Origin of the sequence: Mycobacterium sp. (assembly GCF_032159765.1) — a bacterium.
GTDB lineage: Bacteria > Actinomycetota > Actinomycetes > Mycobacteriales > Mycobacteriaceae > Mycobacterium.
On the sequence record NZ_JAVHWM010000179.1, the window covers coordinates 12939 to 30907 of the forward strand.

Genomic DNA, 17969 nt, shown 5'->3' on the forward strand with positions numbered 1-17969 from the left:
ATGGACAACGTCGCGTACCACTTCGACCGTCACACCCCGGAGTACCGCGAACGATTCCAGGCGATCACGCAGGAGATGCACTCCAGGTGCCCGCTCGCGTGGACGGACACATATGGCGGGCATTGGGTGGCCGCAGGCGCCGGCGAGGTGTTCGAGCTCGCCCGTGGCAGGTATCTGTCCAACGACAACGACCTCAAGGGAGAACGCAACGGCTACACCGGCATCGAGATCCCGTCGCACGACTACGAGAGCGGCGGCATCCGCGGCGGCTTCCTGGAAATGGACGATCCAGAACACCGGATCTATCGGTCCGTGCTCAATCCCTACCTGTCGCCCGCCGCGGTGCGGCGGTGGACACCGGTTGTCGACGAAGTCGTCAGGGCCTGTATCAACGAAAAAATCGAAAGCGGCCGAATCGATTTCGTGGACGATCTGGCCAACATCGTCCCCGCGGTGCTCACCCTGGCGCTGATGGGCGTCCCGCTGCACAAGTGGGACCTGTACAACGAGCCCGCGCACGCGCAGGTCTACACGCCCGCGGGATCTCCTGACGAGCCGCGAGTCGCGCAGATGTACGCGACGATGGCGATGGACCTCATGACCCACATGGGCGAGATCCGGGAAAGCCCGCGCCCGGGGCTCGTCGACGCGTTGATGCAGTTGCGGATCGACGGTCAGCCCGCTCCCGAGCTCGAGATCCTCGGCGTGCTGATCCTTCTCATCGGTGGTGGCTTCGACACCACCACCGCGCTGACTGCCCATTCGCTCGAATGGCTCTCGGAGAACCCGGATCAGCGTGCCCGTCTGATCAGTGACATCGATGGCCTGATCGACTCGGCGACCGAGGAGTTTCTCCGGTTCTTCACTCCCGCGCCCGGCGACGGCCGCACCATCAACGCCGACCTCGAAATCGATGGTCTCAAACTCAAAGAGGGCCAGCGTCTTTGGCTGTCATGGGCGATGGCCAATCGCGACCCCGGGGTGTTTGACGAGCCTGACTGCCTGCGCCTGGATCGCGGGGCGAATCGCCATTTCAGCTTCGGGCTCGGCATTCACCGATGCATCGGATCCAACGTGGCGAGAACGGTTTTCAAGCGGATGCTGAGTGCCGTTCTCGAACGGATGCCGGACTACCGGTGCGATTCCGACGGCGCTGTTCACTACGAGACGATCGGCGTGATCCAGGGCATGCGGCACCTGCCCGCGACGTTTACGCCCGGCCCGAGAATTGGTCCAGGGCTGGATGAAACGCTGGCCCACCTGCAACTGATCTGCGACGAGCAGGGCCTTGCGAGGCCGGTGACAGAACGTCGCGAGATTGTTGTCATCGATTTCTGACCCGCCGCGCTCCCGGCACTTTCCAAGTGAATTCGCAGCATTAACCCGTCCCTACGAGTTAACTTGACTTCGGGGAGAAAGAGGAAACACCCATGTCAACGACTATTGCCCGAGTACTGGCGGCAGCTGGGATCGCGGCGGCTTTCGCCGTGGTACCGCCCATTGCACTGGCACCGATGGCGTCTGCCGACCCAAACGATCTACTCCCGTTGTGCGAAGGTGACCAGAGCCCGGCGGAAGACAACTGCAGGACACCGTGCCCTGAGAATGCGCCCGTGACTTCAGAAGGCACCTGCACTGAGCCTGGTACGCAGGACATCACCGGTGGTCCCGCCGATGACCTGGACTCCGGCGCACCGGGCGCCGACCCCGGCGTGCCCGACGGAACCGATCCGAACCACGTGATCTACGGCCCCTCAGGCCAGCTGTAGGCCGCTCGCCGTCACGGTTGCGATCCTCCCGGACTCCCGGCGGGGATCGGAGCCGTGTCGTCGGGGCGAGGCAGGTGCCTGGAAGGCGCCGGTCGAGTCCGCACCCGCTGTGGCCACCAGAACCACTTTCCCAGGAGAGCCGCGATCGACGGCGTCATGAAGGACCGGATGATCAGCGTGTCGAACAGCAGGCCGAGACCGATCGTCGTGCCGACCTGCCCGACCACGCGCAGATCACTGACCACCATCGACATCATCGTGAACGCGAAGACGAGCCCGGCCGACGTCACCACGGCGCCCGTACCCGCCATCGACCGAATGATTCCCGTTTTCAGACCGGCGTGGATCTCTTCCTTGAACCGGGACACGAGGAGCAGGTTGTAGTCGGATCCCACGGCGAGCAGGATGATGACCGACATCGCGATGATCATCCAGTGCAGATGCATGCCAAGGATGTATTGCCAGATAAGCACCGAAAGCCCGAACGACGTGCCCAGCGATAGCAGCACGGTACCGACGATGACGGCCGCCGCGACCACACTTCGCGTGAGTATCAGCATGATGATGAAAATCAGGCAGATTGACGCGATTCCGGCGATCAGAAGGTCGTAGTTCGAGCCCTGCTGCATGTCTTTGTAGGTCGCAGCGGTGCCACCGAGATAGATCTTCGAGCCCTCGAGGGGCGTGCCCTTGATCGCCTCGAACGCGGCGTTCTTGATCTTGTCGATGTGCGAAATGCCTTCAGGCGTCGCCGGATCCCCCTCATGGGAGATGATGAACCGGACAGCTTTGCCGTCCGGGGAGACGAACATCTTCAGGCCGCGTTTGAAGTCAGGGTTGTCGAACACTTCAGGCGGTAGGTAGAACGAGTCATCGTTCTTGGACGCGTCGAATGCCTGGCCCATCGCCGTGGCGTTCTGCTGCAAGGCATCCATCTGGTTCTGCTGGCCGTTCTGCGTCTGATACATCGTCAGCATCATGTTGCGCATGGTCTGCATGGTCTCGATCATCGGCGGCATGATCGTAAGCAGTTGGGGCATAAGCTCATCGAGCTTGTGGAGGTCGCCCGTGAGGCTCTGGAGGTCGTCGCTGAGCAGATCGATCCCGTCGAGCGTGTCGAAGATCGACCGAATCGACCAGCACACCGGGATGTCGAAGCAGTGCGGCTCCCAGTAGAAGTAGTTACGGACAGGCCGGAAGAAATCGTCGAAATCCGCTATGTGATCCCGCAATTCGTTGGTATCAGCAACGGTCTGGTCCGTCTTTTGCACCATCGAGTGCGTGATCGCGTTGAGCTGAGTCATCAACGCGAGCATGTGGCGCATGTTGTCGATGGTCTTGTTCATCTCGTCGGCCTGAACCAGCATGTCCGCCATGCGGTCCTTCAGATACGTCTTGTTCATCGTCTGAGTGGTCCCGTTCATGCTGATGAGGAACGGGATAGAGGTGTGTTCGATCGGCGTACCCAGCGGCCTGGTAATGGTCTGAACGCGCCCAATGCCCGGGACATGGAAGATGTTCTTGGCAACTCGGTCGACGACGAGCATGTCGGCCGGATTGCGCACGTCGTGGTCCGTCTCGATCAGCAGCAGTTCCGGATTCATCCGCGCCTGCGGGAAATGCCGGTCGGCGGCCGCGTACCCGACGTTGGCAGGAATGTCAGGCGGCAGGAACTCGCGGTCGTTGTAGCTGGGCTGGTATCCCGGCAGCGCGAGCAGGCCGATGAGAGCCAGCGCCATCGACGCGACCAGAATCGGCCCCGGCCAACGCACCACGGCCGTTCCCACCCTGCGCCAGAACGACTTCTTCATCACCCGCTTGGGGTCCATCAGCCCGAAATGGCTTGCGATGGTGAGCAACGCGGGCGCCATGGTGAGCGCGGCGAATACCGAGACGAGCATTCCTATTGCTAGTGGAATACCAAGCGTCTTGAAGTACGGCAGTCGCGTGAAGTGCAGACACATCGTCGCACCGGCGATCGTCAACCCGGAGCCGAGAATGACGTGCGCGGTACCGTGATACATGGTGTAGAACGCGGTTTCGCGGTCCTCGCCGTTCCCGCGTGCTTCGTGATAGCGCCCTACGAGAAATATGGCGTAGTCAGTACCCGCAGCTATCGCGAGCGTGGTCAGCAGGTTGACCGCGAACGTCGATAGGCCTATCAGGTTGTAATAGCCCAGCGCGGAGACGATTCCGCGAGCTGCCGCCAACTCGATGAACATCATCACGAGAACGAGCAGGACCGTCGAGATCGACCGGTAGACGAACAGCAGCATGAGGAAGATCACGCCGATCGTCACCATGGTGATCAGCTGCACGCTCTTGTCGCCGGCCTTGTGCTGGTCGTATGTGAGGGCGGCAGGACCGGTGACAAACGCCTTCATGCCCGGCGGCGGGTGTGCATCCGCGACGATGTCGCGGACCGACTGCACAGATTCGTTGGCGAGACTCTCGCCCTGGTTGCCGGCGAGGTAAAGCTGGACGTAGGCGGCCTTGCCGTCGGCGCTCTGGGAACCTGCGGCGGTCAGCGGGTCGCCCCAGAAGTCCTGGATGTGCTCGACGTGCTTCTTGTCCGCCTCGAGCTTCTTGACCAACTCGTCGTAGAAATGGTGGGCGTCGTCGCCCAGCGGGTTGTCGCTCTCGAGCACCACCATGACCGAGCTGTTGGAGTCGAACTCCTGAAAAGTCTTGCCGACGCGCTTCATCGCCTGCATGGACGGTGCATCGTCGGGCGCAAGCGATACCGCGTGCGCCTCGCCGACCTTTTCGATCTGCGGTACGAAGACGTTGACCAGGACGGTGACCGCAAGCCATCCCAACAGGATCGGCACCGCGAATAGCCGGATGAAGCGAGGAATCATCGGATGTGCGCCGACGTGCGTGTTCGTCATGCGGACTTCTCCGTCATGCGGACTTGACCAGACAGAACGTCTGCGCGTTCAGCCCGTCGGTGGTCTTCGTGTCCTTGACCTCACCATTGACCGTGATCCGGCAACTGATGCTGCTCCCGTTGCCTTGGGCCACGATGTTGGCACTGGCCGCCGGAGCTGTGGTGGTCAATGTGATGTCCCAGGGAAGCGTCACGTTGAGGACTTCCTGCGGCTGCGCATCCAGATCCAAGTAGTTGATGGTCGCCGTCGCTCCCGGTTCCCCGAAGATCTCGTATTTCACGGTCTTGGGGTTGAACGGCTTGGTGTCGTTGGCCAGTCCGCTACCCGCCCGCGTGGTTTCCGTCCTGCCGAACAGCCCGTGCAGACGGTCGACACAAAATGTCGCGACAGCCACGGCAAACACAATGACCAGCGGCAGCCAGATCTTCTTCAGCAGGCCCATGGCGGTCCACTTGCGGCGCCGCGATGCGCGACGAGGCGAAGGTCGAGGCGCGGCCGGTGCCTCAGGCGTCGTAGGCTCGACAGAGCTGGCAACGTTCCAGGTGTCAGGGCCTGTCCGTGCCATGTCTACTCACCCCCTTCCTTCGGTCGCGACAGTTGACTGACAGATTAGCTCATATAACAGAATCCAGAGGAGCTTATCGCGTCCGGGGACACCATCTGAGGCCTCGCCTCATCTGGGCGAAATCAGGCGGTGTTGACTCAAACTTTTGGCAGGGTCAGCCGCCAGCCAGGATCACCCCCGGGTTGAGGATGCCCGCGGGATCGAAGCTCTCTTTGATCCGGCGCAGCAGGGCGAGCTTTGCCGGGTCCTCCAGCTCGAGGAAGTAGCTCGACTTGGCTCGCCCGAGCCCGTGCTCGCCCGAGATCGCGCCGCCGAGCTCCATCGCGCAGGCGAAGATGTCGGTGAGCAACGCCTTGCGGACGTCTGGGTCCTTGCAGAAGATCCCGAGATGCACGTTGCCGTCGCCGGCATGCCCACAGCCCAGCGCGTTGGCGCCGACGGCCAGCGCTAAATCCCTTGCCTTACTAAGAAACTCGGGCATCGAGGCGCGGGGGACCACGACGTCGACGATGTCGTCCACGCCGAGCGCTTTCGCCGCCCAGAACGTGTTCTCGCGCGCTTCGATCAACCTGCGCGCCGAGCCGCCCTCGAGAACGTAGACCTCCAGCGCGCCCAGCTCCGTCAGCAGCTCGCCCGCGCTCGCGACGTCGGAATACAACCGCTCCGAATCCCGGTTCTCCAGTGCGACAACGAGATACGCCTGACAGATGTCCCTGATCGTCTCGGGAATGCCGAGCTCCAAATTCTCGCGGTTGACGAGCGCTGCCATCGTGATGGTGTCGATGTATTCGAGGATGCTCGGCCCGAGCCCGCTGGAAATGATCTTCGGGACGGCAGCCATCACCTGTTCGAAATCGCCGAAAGGAGCGAGCACGGTGGCGCTGTGCGCCAGTCGGGGAACGAGCTTGACGATCACTTCGGTGGCCAGTGCCAGCGTGCCCTCCGAACCGATGATCAATTGGGTCAGGTCGTAGCCACTCGATATCTTCGTCAGTTTGCCGCCGGTGCGGAGGATCTCGCCGGTGGGCAAGACCGCCTGCAGACCGAGCACGTTGTTGCGGGTCACCCCGTACTTGACCGCGCGCATCCCGCCCGCGTTTGTCCCGACGTTTCCGCCGACGCTCGACGACAATTCGCCCGGATAGACCGTGTAGGAGAGTCCCGCTTTGGCCGTTTCCGCGTCGAGCTGGGTCAGCGTCACCCCCGGCTGGACCACGGCGACGTGATTGTCGGCGTCGACCTCGAGGACGGCGTTCATGCGTTCGAACGAGATCACCAGCCCGCCAGTCACCGGCTGCGCGGCCCCTGACAGTCCGCATCCGGACCCCCGCGCCGTCACCGGTATGCGTTGCGCGGTAGCAACTTTGAGCAGCTCCGCCACCTCCTCCGCACTGGCCGGCTTGGCGACGAACCCAGGCTGTTGCGGTGTCACGCCGAGCGCCTCGTCGTGCGCGTAATCCTCCGAGATCGCGTCGTCGACGAGCAGATTCCCTGCCCCGACAATCTTCGCGAACTGTTCTGCCACGTCAACGATCACGAGACCTCCTGCGCTCCGTCGCGTCAATCGCAGCGTAGTCGCCGGGCGCCCCCGATCAGGCGAAGTGGCGAGCGATGTTCGACAGCATCTCGGCGTGCGCGTGGACCGCCTCGCGAACCGTGAATGCGGCGAGGGGTCTCGGCGCCTCGATGTGCATCTTCTCGGTGACGTGGGTGCCCCCTTCGACGTCGTCGAACGACACCACCGTATGCAGCCGCACGCCGGGGGACTGGCGCGAATCGGCGATCACGTCACCGGCCACCGGGACATCCAAGACCGCCACGTATCGGGTGTTCAATGTGAACGGGCCCAAGGGAATTCGATCACGAATCTGATACGTCTGAACGTAGCCGTCACGCCTCTCGGTCCTCGCGACGGTTCGCACGGAGACGACGAGCGGATGGACCAGCTTGATCTTGTCCAGATCGACGTAGAAGGCGCGAACCTCCTCGACCGACGCGGGCACGAACTGATCCACCGTCCGTTCGGTGCGGGACTTCCACCAACTCAGCAACGGCACAGCGATCCCATGTCATGATGCGTCGGGATGCCAGCAGTCAAGATCAGCCGCACGGCCTCACGAGTCTTGCTCGGGGGCCTAATCGCGCTAGTCATCGTGGTCGCGATCGTACTGTGGCCCCGTCCCACCCCGGGTGGCGAGCCGAGCACTGCGCAGGCGGCCGTCCCGATCCCGCCCGTACCGGGCCTGCCTCCCGGAGCGGCGGCATGCGAGTCGGTGTACACGGACCTCGGGACTTCGTACAACACGTACAACGCCGGCGCGAGGGGCACCCCGATGACGTCGTGCATGTTCGTCGAAGAGGTGCGGCGCGCCTACGCGGCCACGCGGTCCCCGCCCGACCAAACAGTCCAGGTCGACGTCGTGAGCCCGGCCACCCGCAAGCGATACACCGTCGCATGTTTCCGCGCTACCGGTTACATCACGTGCACCGGCGGCCAGGGCGCGATCATCTACCTCTACAACCGGGGGCCGTGAGACCCGAGCTATTTGTCGGGGCTGAGGGGCAGTCCCGGACATCCTTCGGGGAGAGGGATATCCTTGCCTGCCGCGTTCTGCCATTGGGTCTGGTTCATGTTGTCTGTCAGCTTCTTGCACAACGCATCCGTGGGTTTCACCGCCGGCGGATCCGGCCAGATGCGCACGGTGCCGTCGGCGCTGCCCGTGACGATCCGGTGACCGTCGGGACTGACGGCCACGGAACCCACGGTGTCGCTGTGGCCCAGAAGCGCGCTGTTGATCGGGTCGCCTGCGTCCGAATCGGCGTCCCACAGTTGAACCTTACGGTCGACGCCGCCCGACACGATGCGGTCGCCGGTCGTGTCGGAATGATCAGGGGTGAACGCCACGCTCATCACCGCGCCACCCTTGTCGACCGCCTTGATCGGCTGCCCGACAGGCTTGCCCGATGACGTGTCCCAGCGCTGGATCACGCCCAGTGCCCACCCGTCCGGCGGAGACCACACCGCACCCCCGGACGCGAGATGACGGCCGTCGGGGCTGAATGCGACACCCGTGATGACACCGGGCCTGCCGGTGGCCCACGCTTGTCGCTTGTCGGTGGGCAACTCTTGGACCACGTCCCGCTCCCAGAGTTGCTTGCTGTTGTCGACATCCCAGAGGCGCAGTATCCCGCTTGCGCCTCCCGATGCGAGACGCTTGCCGTCGGGACTGAACGCTATCCCGAAAATCACCGCGTGATCCTTGTTCTCGAGTCTCCTCGGCAACCCGGACCCGACATCCCAGATCGTCAGCTGGCCATCGCCGCTCGCGGAAGCCAGTCGGTTGCCCTGCCCGGCAAAGGCCACGGCGTAAACCGGTCCCTCGGTGTGCAGTTCGCTGATGGGTGCACCGTCGCCGGCATGCCACAGCCGGATCGCTCCGGAGGTGCTGCCGGTCGCCAGCTGGCCCCCGTCGGAGCTGAACGCAACCGTGTTGACTACCCCGTCATCGCGGGGAAGGGTCGCGATCAGCTTCCCTGTTTGCGAGTCCCACAGTTGGACGGTGCCGTCAGCCGTTGCCGACGCGATCCGGCTGCCGCTGGTCGCCACGCTGGACACCGCACCACGCTTGGGTGCCAGCGGCACCGAAATCGGCTGTCCCACAGCGGCATTCCATACTCGGATTTCGTGATCGTTTCCTGCACTGACGATTTGGTCACCGCGGTCGACGAACACGGCGCTCCAGACCACGCCCTCGTGTCCTGTCAGCGGATCTCCGATCCGTTCGCGGCGGGCTACATCCCACATTTGCACCGTGAGGTCGACGCCGGATGACACCAGTCGAGTTCCGTCGGCGTTGAAGGCCACGCTCATCACCGCCTCCGTGTGCCCATGGCCGGATGCGGTGGTCAGCGGTCCAATGTCTTTAATGTCCTTCCTGGAGAGGGCGTCCCATAACCGGACGGTGCCGTCGGCGCCACCCGACGCGATGAGCGCTCCGTCGGGGCTAAACGCCACGCTCATGACGCCGGCGGTGTCCGCATGGACCTCGGCCTCAGACTCACCGGTGTCGGTGTTCCACAGCCTCAAGGTGTCCTCGGTGTTCGCCGAGGCGAGGCGGTTTCGGACCGGGTCAAAGGCCAAGGAGAACGTGGGGCCGCCGGTACGGATCGACTGGTAGGGCTCTTCGCCGGGGCGCCAGATGTGGATCCACCCGTCGGCGCCCGCCGAGGCGACCTGCTTGCCGTCGGGGCTGAACACGACGCTCGTCACGGTGCCGGTATGGCGTCCCACGATGTGATCGGATGGGTTCGTCTCGGTCGTATTCCATTCCAGCACTTTGCCGTCCCCGGTCCCGCCGATCACCCGAGTGCCGTCGGGGCTGATGGCGACGCTGGCCAGCGGCACTTGGGCGCGAAGAAGGCGCGCGCCGTCAAGTGGGTTGTCACCCCAGGCTGCAGACTCCGTGTCCCACATACGGATCAGCCCGTTGCCGGTGGCCACAGCGAGCCAGCGACTGTTCGGAGACACGGCGGCGCCGATCACGGGCACGGGATCGGTGTTGATGCGCACTGTGCTGAACCGCTGGACGAGTGCGTCGGCCATTGCGCGGGTGCTGTCTTTGCGCACTCCGTCGCTGGCCGCCAGTTTGTTTGCTGCGAGCAACAGCTGGAATGCCCGTCTGTCGTTGCCCTCGGCTGTGTCCGCCAGCATCGCCTGCGCTTGCAGCACCAAGTTCCGTACTGTCGCGTCTCTGTTCTTGTCTAGCGCGTCGTTGCGGCTTGCGAGGGCGTGCCGTTGCGAGATCAATGCAAATACCAAGCCTGCCACCGCCAGCAGTGCCACGAATCCTGTCAGGGTCAGCAACGACCGCAACCGGCGGGCGCTTTTCTCGGCGGCGCGTTGCTTCTCGAGTGCTTCCTCGAGCCCCTTGTCCCGCGAGGCCTGCACGTAGTCATTCGTTGGGACGAGTCGTTCGCGGAATCCCGGTGTGGCGAGCAGCTTTTCGGCATTGGCCAGCCGCGTTCCCTCGAGCAGCCACGACGTGTCCTGTCCGCTGTTGCGCCATTCGGCGGCGTCATACTCGAGGTCGTCGGCCGCCTTGAGGTTGTCCCGCTCCTCGGTGAGCCATGACGCGAGGTCATCCCATTGCCGCAGCAGGATCTCGAGAGCTACTTCGACGACGACATCGCTGCCGTGGACGTCCTTGACCAGCAGTCGTTGAGCGACAAAAGCGTCGATCAGCGGGCGGCTGGGCTCGGGAAGGTCGGCGTATCGGGCGATCCGTCGCATCGCTTGATTACTCGTGGGGTTGATCGTCGCCAGCCATGGAATGAACGCCGATCGCAGCGAGTTGAGTTGACGTTTACGTTGCCCGGGATCCGGTGACAGGACTTCATCGACCTTCATCTGCACGACTCTGTTGAGCCCGCCCAGCGCCTCGTAAGCAGCGACGGTCAGACGGTGGGTGGAGCCGTAGTCGCGGTACAGGCTGGCGAGCATCAACGACAGCAGCGGCAGCATGTCGGCGCCGGACGCGCAGTCACTCAGCAGGCGTTCAACCAGCGTGTCATCCACGGCCAGCCGGAACCCCGCGGCAGTGAGTCGCCGTGCCGGTCCGGTGATCACCTCTTTGAATTGGACCGTTCGCATCGGCAACAGGTCGAACTGACGTGTCAGCAGTCCCTCCAGTTCTGGGGCTGTCTGCATGACGGGGTAGCTGTCGGTCCGGATTGTCGCCGCGACGATCAGCGGGAACCCGTCTTCGCCGGTCGCGATCTCGCGAATGAGCTCGAGTAGTTGCGTGGCCTCGGCCCCGGCGTCGACCGCGAACAGCTCCTCGGCTTGGTCGAGTGGCAGCACGACGGTTGGCGGCGTGTCGGTTTCGCGAACGTTGAGAAGCCGGGCCGCCGCCGCGTCGCGGCATTCGACCAGCCATCCACGGATTTGCGCCGCGTCTGCGTTGACGCAGGCCGCCTTGATCTCGCCCAACGGCGGGCTCGTCATGCCCAGTCGATTCCGAGTAGTCCAAATCGACTGCGCCAGACCAGTTTCACCGGTCAGTGCATGCCGTTCGGGGCGCAGTATCCCGAGATCCAAGAAATGGCGATCGTCTTTGTGGACGCGGGGCACGATGCCCGCGCGCAAGAACGACGACTTCCCGGCCCCTGACGCGCCGAGCACGACGAACAAGGTCTCCTCGGCTGAGGAGCGCATCTCGCGCAACTCGTCCATCGCACGGGCGAGTTCGCCGTCGCGGCCGAAGAAGATGCCGGCGTCGACGGGTTCGAACGGCTCCCAGCCCCGGTAGGGTGCCCGGTTCGGATCGTCGTTCGGCGGCCACGGGAACGTCGTGACGCTGATGCCGGCCCGACGAATCCCCGTGCTCAGTCGCCGCAGCCCTTCGCGCGCAAATGTGACGGGCTCGCCGCCGGGGACCTCGATCGACACCTTGTCGGTGCCTCCGAACAGGTCGCACGATTGCCACTTGGCCATCAGCTCTTCGCCGGCCGATGGTTCCAGGCGGGCGCAGAAGATCTGCTTGTCCAGTTGCTCGGCGATCCAGTACTCGCGGCGGCACTCTTCGGATCGGTCCCACGCTGCCGACAAGAGACAGATGACGGCCTCGCAGCGCTTGCTGGCCCGCTTCAGCTCTTCGCGCCAGTTCGCACCCGTCGCGATTCCGGTCCTCGGGTCGAGGTCGAGGAAGATCTCACCGTCGAGCGATGGGTCCTGCTCGATCAGCCATTTGTACAGCGCGACTGTCTCGCGCGAATCGAGGCTCGAGTGACTCAAGAAGATCCGAGCCAAGGAGACCTCCAACGACGGTGAATGTTCTGGCGCCCGTGCGGCCGCCAGTCGAGATCATCTCTCGAATCGTGCCCTGTGATGCAAGGATTGTCCTTATGTTCACAGGCAAGTTGGCGGATGTGACGGGTCCGGACCTCACCGAGCGTTGGGGTGTCACGTCCACGGACTTGAGCGCTTCGACGCTCGCCCCGAACGGGAAGCTGGTATCCGTTTTCGGCGATACCTTCTCGGGTCGCTCAGTGGGACAAGGGGATTGGCGCTCACCGGTTCAGCGGGACAAGGGAATCATTCTGCGACGCGTCAGGCCCGAGGACATCGGCAACATGTCCAGATACGTGGCCTGGCGGTTCGCCGGCGGGCAATGGGAATGGGGCGGAGGGGATCCGACCCCGATCACGCCGGGCGGGGAGACCTGGGGGGAGCTGACGTTCCGCAGGCAAGGGAAGGGCAGCTGGATCCTCGGCGGCTTCCTCTCGTCCAAATACGCCCTTGGGTACCGGGTGGTGGATTCGCCCGTGGCCAACATGCACACGACCCCTATCCAGATGCCGATCATCGGTTCAGGGTGGGCGGACAAGGACCACGAGGCCAGCAAGGTCGCCCAGCTCTATGGCGGATATGTCCTGCCGGGTTCGCGATTCGACGTCGTCGGAGGATGTGGCCTCGTGGTGTCGCAATGGAATACCACCACTGGGTGGCCTTATCGCGCAATGCAGTTCACGGCTTCGCTGAAGGACACGACCAGAGCCACCGATCCAGCGAATCCAATCAATCTGTGATTCCCTGTCAAGGCACGCCAAACGCTGTGATACTTAGCGTCGTGCGAACTACACGAGTGCTGGCCGCGATCATCATTGCGGGTGCGTGTGCCGTGGCAAACGCCAGCCCCGCCTCGGCGGTCGAGGAGCCGATGCAGGGCATTTACACCTATCACCAAGACGGTGCACCCGACGAAACGTGGACCATATATCCGACATGTGTCGTGGCGGGGTGCGTCTTGCACACCGAGACCATGGTTTCTCCACACCTGGGGCCAGCAAGTGACTTCCCCCCGTACGTCCAAGATGCGCACAAGGTCAACGGGCTGTGGACATTGCCGATCAAGAAGGACAAGGGCGCGAAATGTGCGGACGGCACCTGGGCGCCGGTGAACTACACCTACGCCTGGGACCAGGCCACGCTTGCAGGCTCGCTGACGGTGGCCAACGGTGACGTTTGCGGGCTGCGCCCCGGAATGACCAGGCATCCGTTCACCCTCACGTTCAAAGAACCGCTGCCGATCCCGGTGATCCTGGATCCGCTGAACCAGATACCGGAGCTGTGGTGACGAGCGATCGCGCGCAGAATTCAGCAAGCAGGGGGATGCAATGAGCAATCAAATTCCACCGAGCGCGTCCCCCCTGGCGGGGAACCAGACTGCGGCTCTTGCGTCCGCGCCGTACGGTTCTTAAACCGATCAGGAGAGCAGATGAGTAACCAATTGCCGCCAAGCAAGTTCGGCGCCGGCTACACCTACGGCGGCGATCAACCTGACATGACGCAGCAAATCCACCAGCCGCCCCCGCCGCCAAGCTCATACGACGCGGGCCACGGGAACGCACCGACTACCGCGTATCCGACGTACTCGCAGGGGGCTACTCCATACGCCGGTGGCCAATATGGCGCGCCCTCGTCGTATGTACAACCGCAGTCCTACGGTCAACCGCAGTCCTACGGTCAACCCCAGGGCGGGTACTCCACGCCATCGGCGGCGAGTGGATCCGGCGGTGGCGGCACCGCGATTACCGCCGCGGTGCTGAGCCTCGTCATCGCACTTTGGTTCGGATATCTGTCGGTGAGCTGGGTACAAGTTCTGAGGTACGCAATAGAGATTCTGACGTCGGGATACTCGGGTGGGAACAACGGATCCGTCTTCCTCCTGATCGCGATGGGGGTCGGAGTTATCCTCGTCAGCCTGTTGTCTTTGATAGGCGCTATTCAGTTGTTCCGCCACCGCGGCAGCGGCAGGACCATGATCGCCATTGCGTCCATTCTGGGGATTGCCTACAACGCACTCGTTTTGGTTGGAATCTACGGTGCAATGAAGGCGCTGACATCGTTCGGGGATACCGTCGGCGGCGGCACGTCGTTCGGTGCCGATACGAAGTCAGAAGTGACTCGGATAGCGTTGCTGGCGTATGGATTACCGTTGGTTGTGGAGCTGATCATTTTCATCTTGGTTTTGACGCCGTCCACGTCGCGATGGTGTCAACGCGCCATGCCTGCCCAGTACACCTACTGACCACATTTATTGAGCGGGACAGCGGGAGAGCGGGAGAGCAAATGAGCGACCAACTACCACCGAGCAAGTTCGGTGCCGGCTACACCTACGGCGGCGATCAGCCGGAACCGACGCAGCGGATCCAGCAGCCGCCCCCGCCGCCCTCATACGACGCCGGCCCGGGAAACGCGCCGACGACCGCATACCCGACGTATCCGCAAGGACCTGATCCATACGCCGGTGGCCAGTACGAACAACCCACCGCCCAGTACGCGCCGCCACCGCAGTATGGCCAAGCGCCACCGCAGTATGGGCAAGCGCCACAGCAGTATTCGGCTCCACCGCCCGGCTACCAGCCCGGTTCGTCGGGTGGGGGCGGCGGCGGCATGTTCGCAGGAATTCTGGCCATCTTGGCCGGCCTCGCGCACACGGCGTGGTCAGTGCCGTTTTTGATTCAGCGGTTCAAGCACGCAGACGATACCAAGCACTTGATCTTCAAGGACTTCAGGAGCGACTGGCATTGGACGTGGTTGCTCACCTCCTCGATCGTGCAGGTTGCGTTCGGATTGTTGTTGCTGATCGCCGGGTTCTTGTTGATCGGGCGGCGCGGGAGCGGCCGTGTGCTGGCGAGCCTGTCGCTGGTGGTATTGATCGGCATCACCGTCGGTTCCGCTGTCATCGGCTTCCTTGCGCGTAATGCGATGTTGGACAAACTCAACTCACAAATAGCCGAGGCGAAAAGTCAGGGCGATATTGAGCAGGAAGTGATCGACAAAGTAGTCGGTCCAGCGAAGCAGCTGTTCACCGACGCGATGTGGGCCTACAACGGCGTCTTCTGGTGGTTTAGCGGCGACTTTCGCAAGGCGGCAGATGCAGAGGGACCGCCGCCGAAAGAGGTCATGGACACCCTGAACACCAACTTCATCATCCAATGCATCGCAGTCGGTGTGCTGACGCTGGTGTCGGTTGTTGCGCTGATCGCGGCGATGATGGCTAAGACCGGCCAGCGCACCGCCGCGCTCGCGACGGCGCCGTACGGCTACTGACGCGAGGTTCGATCGCGCAGCAGGGCGATGTCGTCCTTGCGGCCCTCGTCTGCCGTCTCGCAGATCACCGGGGCGTCCGCCGCCTCGACCACCGCGACCAGTAGATCCACGTCGATCTCGCCGGCACCGAGGTTGGCGTGGCGGTCGCGTCCCGACCCTGCGGCGTCCTTGGAGTCGTTGCAGTGCACCAGGTCGATGCTGCCGGTGATCGCCTTGATCCGTTCGACGGCGTCGATCAACCCCTCGCCCGCGGCCCAAGCGTGGCAGGTGTCGAGGCAGAAGCCGATGCCCTTGTCGCCGATGTGGTCCCACAGCCGGGCGATGACATCGAAGTGGCGGGCCATCGCATGGTCACCGCCCGCGGTGTTCTCCAAGTACACGGGGATTGTGGTTTCGAGTTGGTCGAGCGCCTTGGCCCACCGCTGGAAACCGGCATCGAGATCGTCGTCGTCGACGTGGCCGCCGTGCACGATCACGGCTTGGGCCGCGATGTCGGTGGCCGCGTCGCAGGTGTCCTGCAGGATCTTTCGTGACGGGATGCGTATCCGGTTGTTGGCCGATGCCACGTTGATCAGGTAGGGCGCGTGCACGTAGATCGGAATGGGTGATTCCCGCAGCGCAGCGGCGTCGTCGCGGGGTTTCGGCTTCTTCCAGCTCTGCGGATCTCCGAGGAAGATCTGTACTGCTTGCGCGCCCTCGGATTCGGCGGTTGCGAGCGGGTCTTCGGGGCTGACGTGCGAACCAATGAGCACGGCCTTAGTCTAGGGGCGGCTGGGTGGGAGAGTCCCAGTGCGCCCGGTGACGAACCGGTCACTGCACGGGTCTGTCGGTTTTGCTGCCCGCGTTTGTACGCTATCTTCGCACCGACAGCCACCTACGGAGGTCCTGTGAAAAAGATCGTCGCCATCGCCGCCGGATCGGTGGCTCTCGGTTCCATGGCGTTCGTCTGCGCCAGCCAGGCCAGCAGCGACAACGGCACCCTCGACGTGTCGGGACAGACGTACGCCCAGGCGGTCAAGATTCTGAAGTCGCAGCGTTACCGGCCGGTGTTCGGTGGCTCCGTCGGCAGCGACGTTCCACAGGCCCAATGCATCGTCGACAGCCAGAAGATGCTGCCGATGTACCGCGTCTCGCTGATGCTGAACTGCACCAAGGCCGCGCAGCCCGCGCCGGGGGAGAACACACCGGTGGGGCAAGGGGTTCCGGGTCAGCCGCCGGGCCCGCCGCACGTCGGGTCCAACGGCGTCACCACCGTCACGCCGACGCCGGTCGGACCGCAGCCGGGGATGAGCATTCCGGGCGGTTAATCAGACGCTCCACTCCACGGGCATCTGCTTGATCCCGTGGATGAACGGCGACAGTAACCGCGCCGGCTCTTCGGTAGCGACGATGTCGGGCACCCGGCGGTGAAGTTCTTCGAACATGACGGCGATCTCCCGGCGTGCCAGGTTCGCGCCGAGACAGAAGTGGGCCCCCCCGCCGCCGAAGCCTTGATGCGGGTTGGGGTCGCGGGCCACGTCGAACAAGTGCGGGTCAGCGAACTTGTCCTCGTCGCGGTTGGCCGAGCAGTACCACATCGTCACCTTGTCGTCGGCCTTGAGCTTGACGCCGCTCAGCTCGATGTCCTCGGTCACGCGCCGGCGCATGTAGACCACCGGCGCCGCGCACCGCACGATCTCCTCGACCGCGGTACGGCTCAACGCATCGAAGTTCGCCCACCACTTCTCGCGCTGCTCGGGGTATCGGGTCAGCGCGAGAACGCCATGGCTGATCGCGTTGCGGGTGGTCTCGTTGCCGGCGATCGCCAGCAGCATGAAGAACGACGTGATGTCGGTTGACGTCAGCCGCTCACCGTCGACCTCGGCCTGCACGAGTGCCGTGGTCAGATCGTCGCGCGGATGGGCCCGTCGGTCTTCGGCCAACGCCATCGAGTAGGCGCCGAATTCCGTGGACACCGCGATGAAATCGTCGTAGTCCTTGAGGAGGTCTGGATCACTGGCGCCGAGGATCACGTTCGTCCAGTGAAAGACCTTCTCGTGATCTTCTTCGGGCACCCCGATCATGTCGCAGATGACCTGCAGCGGCAGCGGCCCAGCGAGCTCGGAGACGACATCACCCTTGCCGTCTGGGTGATTGCGGATCATGTCATCGACGAGCCGGCGAGCCCGTTGCCGTACTGATTCATCCGCGCGGGCCACGACTTTGGGGGTGAACGCGCGGCTGACGATGTTGCGCAGACGCAGGTGTCTGGGATCGTCCATCACGATGATCGACGAGAAGAACTCGTTGAGGTCCGGGTTCTGGTCGTTGATCACGATGCTGGGTACCGAGCTGAACAGGTGGGGATGCCGGCTGGCGAAGTGGACGTCGTTGAACTTCGATAGCGCCCAGTGCCCGGCGCCCGGCTCGAAGCCCGGCGATTCAGGCTCGGCCCAGAACGAGATCGGCGCCTCGCGGCGCAGAGTCGCAAAGGCGCCGTCGCGGAAGTCGTCGTCCTCCGCCCAGAACTCCCATGACGCAAGGTCGATGTCGGCCAGTGGCACGTCGGAAGGTGGCGCACCGTTGCGCCGGGTCGCGATGCCCATGCTCGCGAGCCTAGACCCGTCGGGCGCGCTGAGCGTCACAACCTA

15 protein-coding genes are annotated in these 17969 nt (G+C 63.7%); 8 read left to right on the top strand and 7 right to left on the bottom strand.

The window, feature by feature from the left end; genetic code table 11:
• Both QOH60_RS22970 and QOH60_RS22975 read left to right on the top strand, forming a co-directional pair.
• Complete coding sequence (locus tag QOH60_RS22970; protein ID WP_526424180.1) at positions 1-1338, top strand: cytochrome P450; 1338 nt, start codon at positions 1-3, stop codon at positions 1336-1338.
• 275 nt (positions 1339-1613) lie between these two features.
• Positions 1614-1769, top strand: a complete 156-nt coding sequence (locus QOH60_RS22975; RefSeq protein ID WP_526424181.1) for a hypothetical protein — start codon at positions 1614-1616, stop codon at positions 1767-1769.
• Positions 1770-1780: 11 nt separating this feature from the next.
• Here QOH60_RS22975 and QOH60_RS22980 read toward each other — a convergent pair whose 3' ends face one another.
• The 4 genes from QOH60_RS22980 to QOH60_RS22995 form a co-directional block, all read right to left on the bottom strand.
• Positions 1781-4660: an MMPL/RND family transporter gene (locus QOH60_RS22980; RefSeq protein WP_526424182.1), complete on the bottom strand. Its 2880-nt coding sequence runs from the start codon at positions 4658-4660 to the stop codon at positions 1781-1783.
• A 13-nt stretch (positions 4661-4673) separates the two neighbouring features.
• Positions 4674-5102, bottom strand: a complete 429-nt coding sequence (locus QOH60_RS22985; protein WP_526424183.1) for an MmpS family transport accessory protein — start codon at positions 5100-5102, stop codon at positions 4674-4676.
• A gap of 277 nt (positions 5103-5379) precedes the next feature.
• Positions 5380-6759: an FAD-binding oxidoreductase gene (locus tag QOH60_RS22990; RefSeq protein ID WP_526424218.1), complete on the bottom strand. Its 1380-nt coding sequence runs from the start codon at positions 6757-6759 to the stop codon at positions 5380-5382.
• A 58-nt stretch (positions 6760-6817) separates the two neighbouring features.
• Complete coding sequence (locus QOH60_RS22995) at positions 6818-7273, bottom strand: SRPBCC family protein (protein ID WP_526424219.1); 456 nt, start codon at positions 7271-7273, stop codon at positions 6818-6820.
• 36 nt (positions 7274-7309) lie between these two features.
• On the opposite strand from QOH60_RS22995, the gene QOH60_RS23000 reads away from it, so the two are divergent.
• Positions 7310-7759 (top strand): hypothetical protein, encoded by a 450-nt coding sequence (locus tag QOH60_RS23000; RefSeq protein WP_526424184.1) that lies wholly within the window; start codon positions 7310-7312, stop codon positions 7757-7759.
• A gap of 8 nt (positions 7760-7767) precedes the next feature.
• Here the strand turns inward: QOH60_RS23000 and QOH60_RS23005 are convergent, their stop codons facing one another.
• Positions 7768-12033 carry an nSTAND1 domain-containing NTPase gene (locus QOH60_RS23005; protein WP_526424185.1) on the bottom strand — a complete coding sequence of 1422 codons (4266 nt, stop codon included), beginning with the start codon at positions 12031-12033 and terminating at the stop codon, positions 7768-7770.
• Positions 12034-12128: 95 nt separating this feature from the next.
• Here QOH60_RS23005 and QOH60_RS23010 point away from each other — a divergent pair, with 95 nt between their 5' ends.
• The 4 genes from QOH60_RS23010 to QOH60_RS23025 all read left to right on the top strand — a co-directional run bounded on the left by QOH60_RS23010 (position 12129) and on the right by QOH60_RS23025 (position 15339).
• Positions 12129-12812 (top strand): DUF4185 domain-containing protein, encoded by a 684-nt coding sequence (locus QOH60_RS23010; protein ID WP_526424186.1) that lies wholly within the window; start codon positions 12129-12131, stop codon positions 12810-12812.
• Positions 12813-12853: 41 nt separating this feature from the next.
• Positions 12854-13360 (top strand): hypothetical protein, encoded by a 507-nt coding sequence (locus tag QOH60_RS23015; RefSeq protein WP_526424187.1) that lies wholly within the window; start codon positions 12854-12856, stop codon positions 13358-13360.
• A gap of 141 nt (positions 13361-13501) precedes the next feature.
• Positions 13502-14314, top strand: coding sequence for a hypothetical protein (locus tag QOH60_RS23020; RefSeq protein WP_526424188.1), 813 nt, complete (start codon positions 13502-13504; stop codon positions 14312-14314).
• A gap of 41 nt (positions 14315-14355) precedes the next feature.
• Positions 14356-15339, top strand: coding sequence for a hypothetical protein (locus tag QOH60_RS23025; RefSeq protein ID WP_526424189.1), 984 nt, complete (start codon positions 14356-14358; stop codon positions 15337-15339).
• On the opposite strand, the gene QOH60_RS23030 is transcribed toward QOH60_RS23025, so the two are convergent.
• On the bottom strand, positions 15333-16091 hold the full coding sequence (locus QOH60_RS23030) for a deoxyribonuclease IV (protein WP_526424190.1): 759 nt from the start codon (positions 16089-16091) through the stop codon (positions 15333-15335). The genes QOH60_RS23025 and QOH60_RS23030 overlap by 7 nt on opposite strands.
• 135 nt (positions 16092-16226) lie before the next feature.
• Between QOH60_RS23030 and QOH60_RS23035 the strand changes: the two genes are divergently transcribed.
• Complete coding sequence (locus tag QOH60_RS23035) at positions 16227-16646, top strand: hypothetical protein (protein ID WP_526424191.1); 420 nt, start codon at positions 16227-16229, stop codon at positions 16644-16646.
• On the opposite strand, the gene QOH60_RS23040 is transcribed toward QOH60_RS23035, so the two are convergent.
• On the bottom strand, positions 16647-17924 hold the full coding sequence (locus tag QOH60_RS23040) for a cytochrome P450 (RefSeq protein WP_526424192.1): 1278 nt from the start codon (positions 17922-17924) through the stop codon (positions 16647-16649).
• Positions 17925-17969 lie beyond the last annotated feature (45 nt).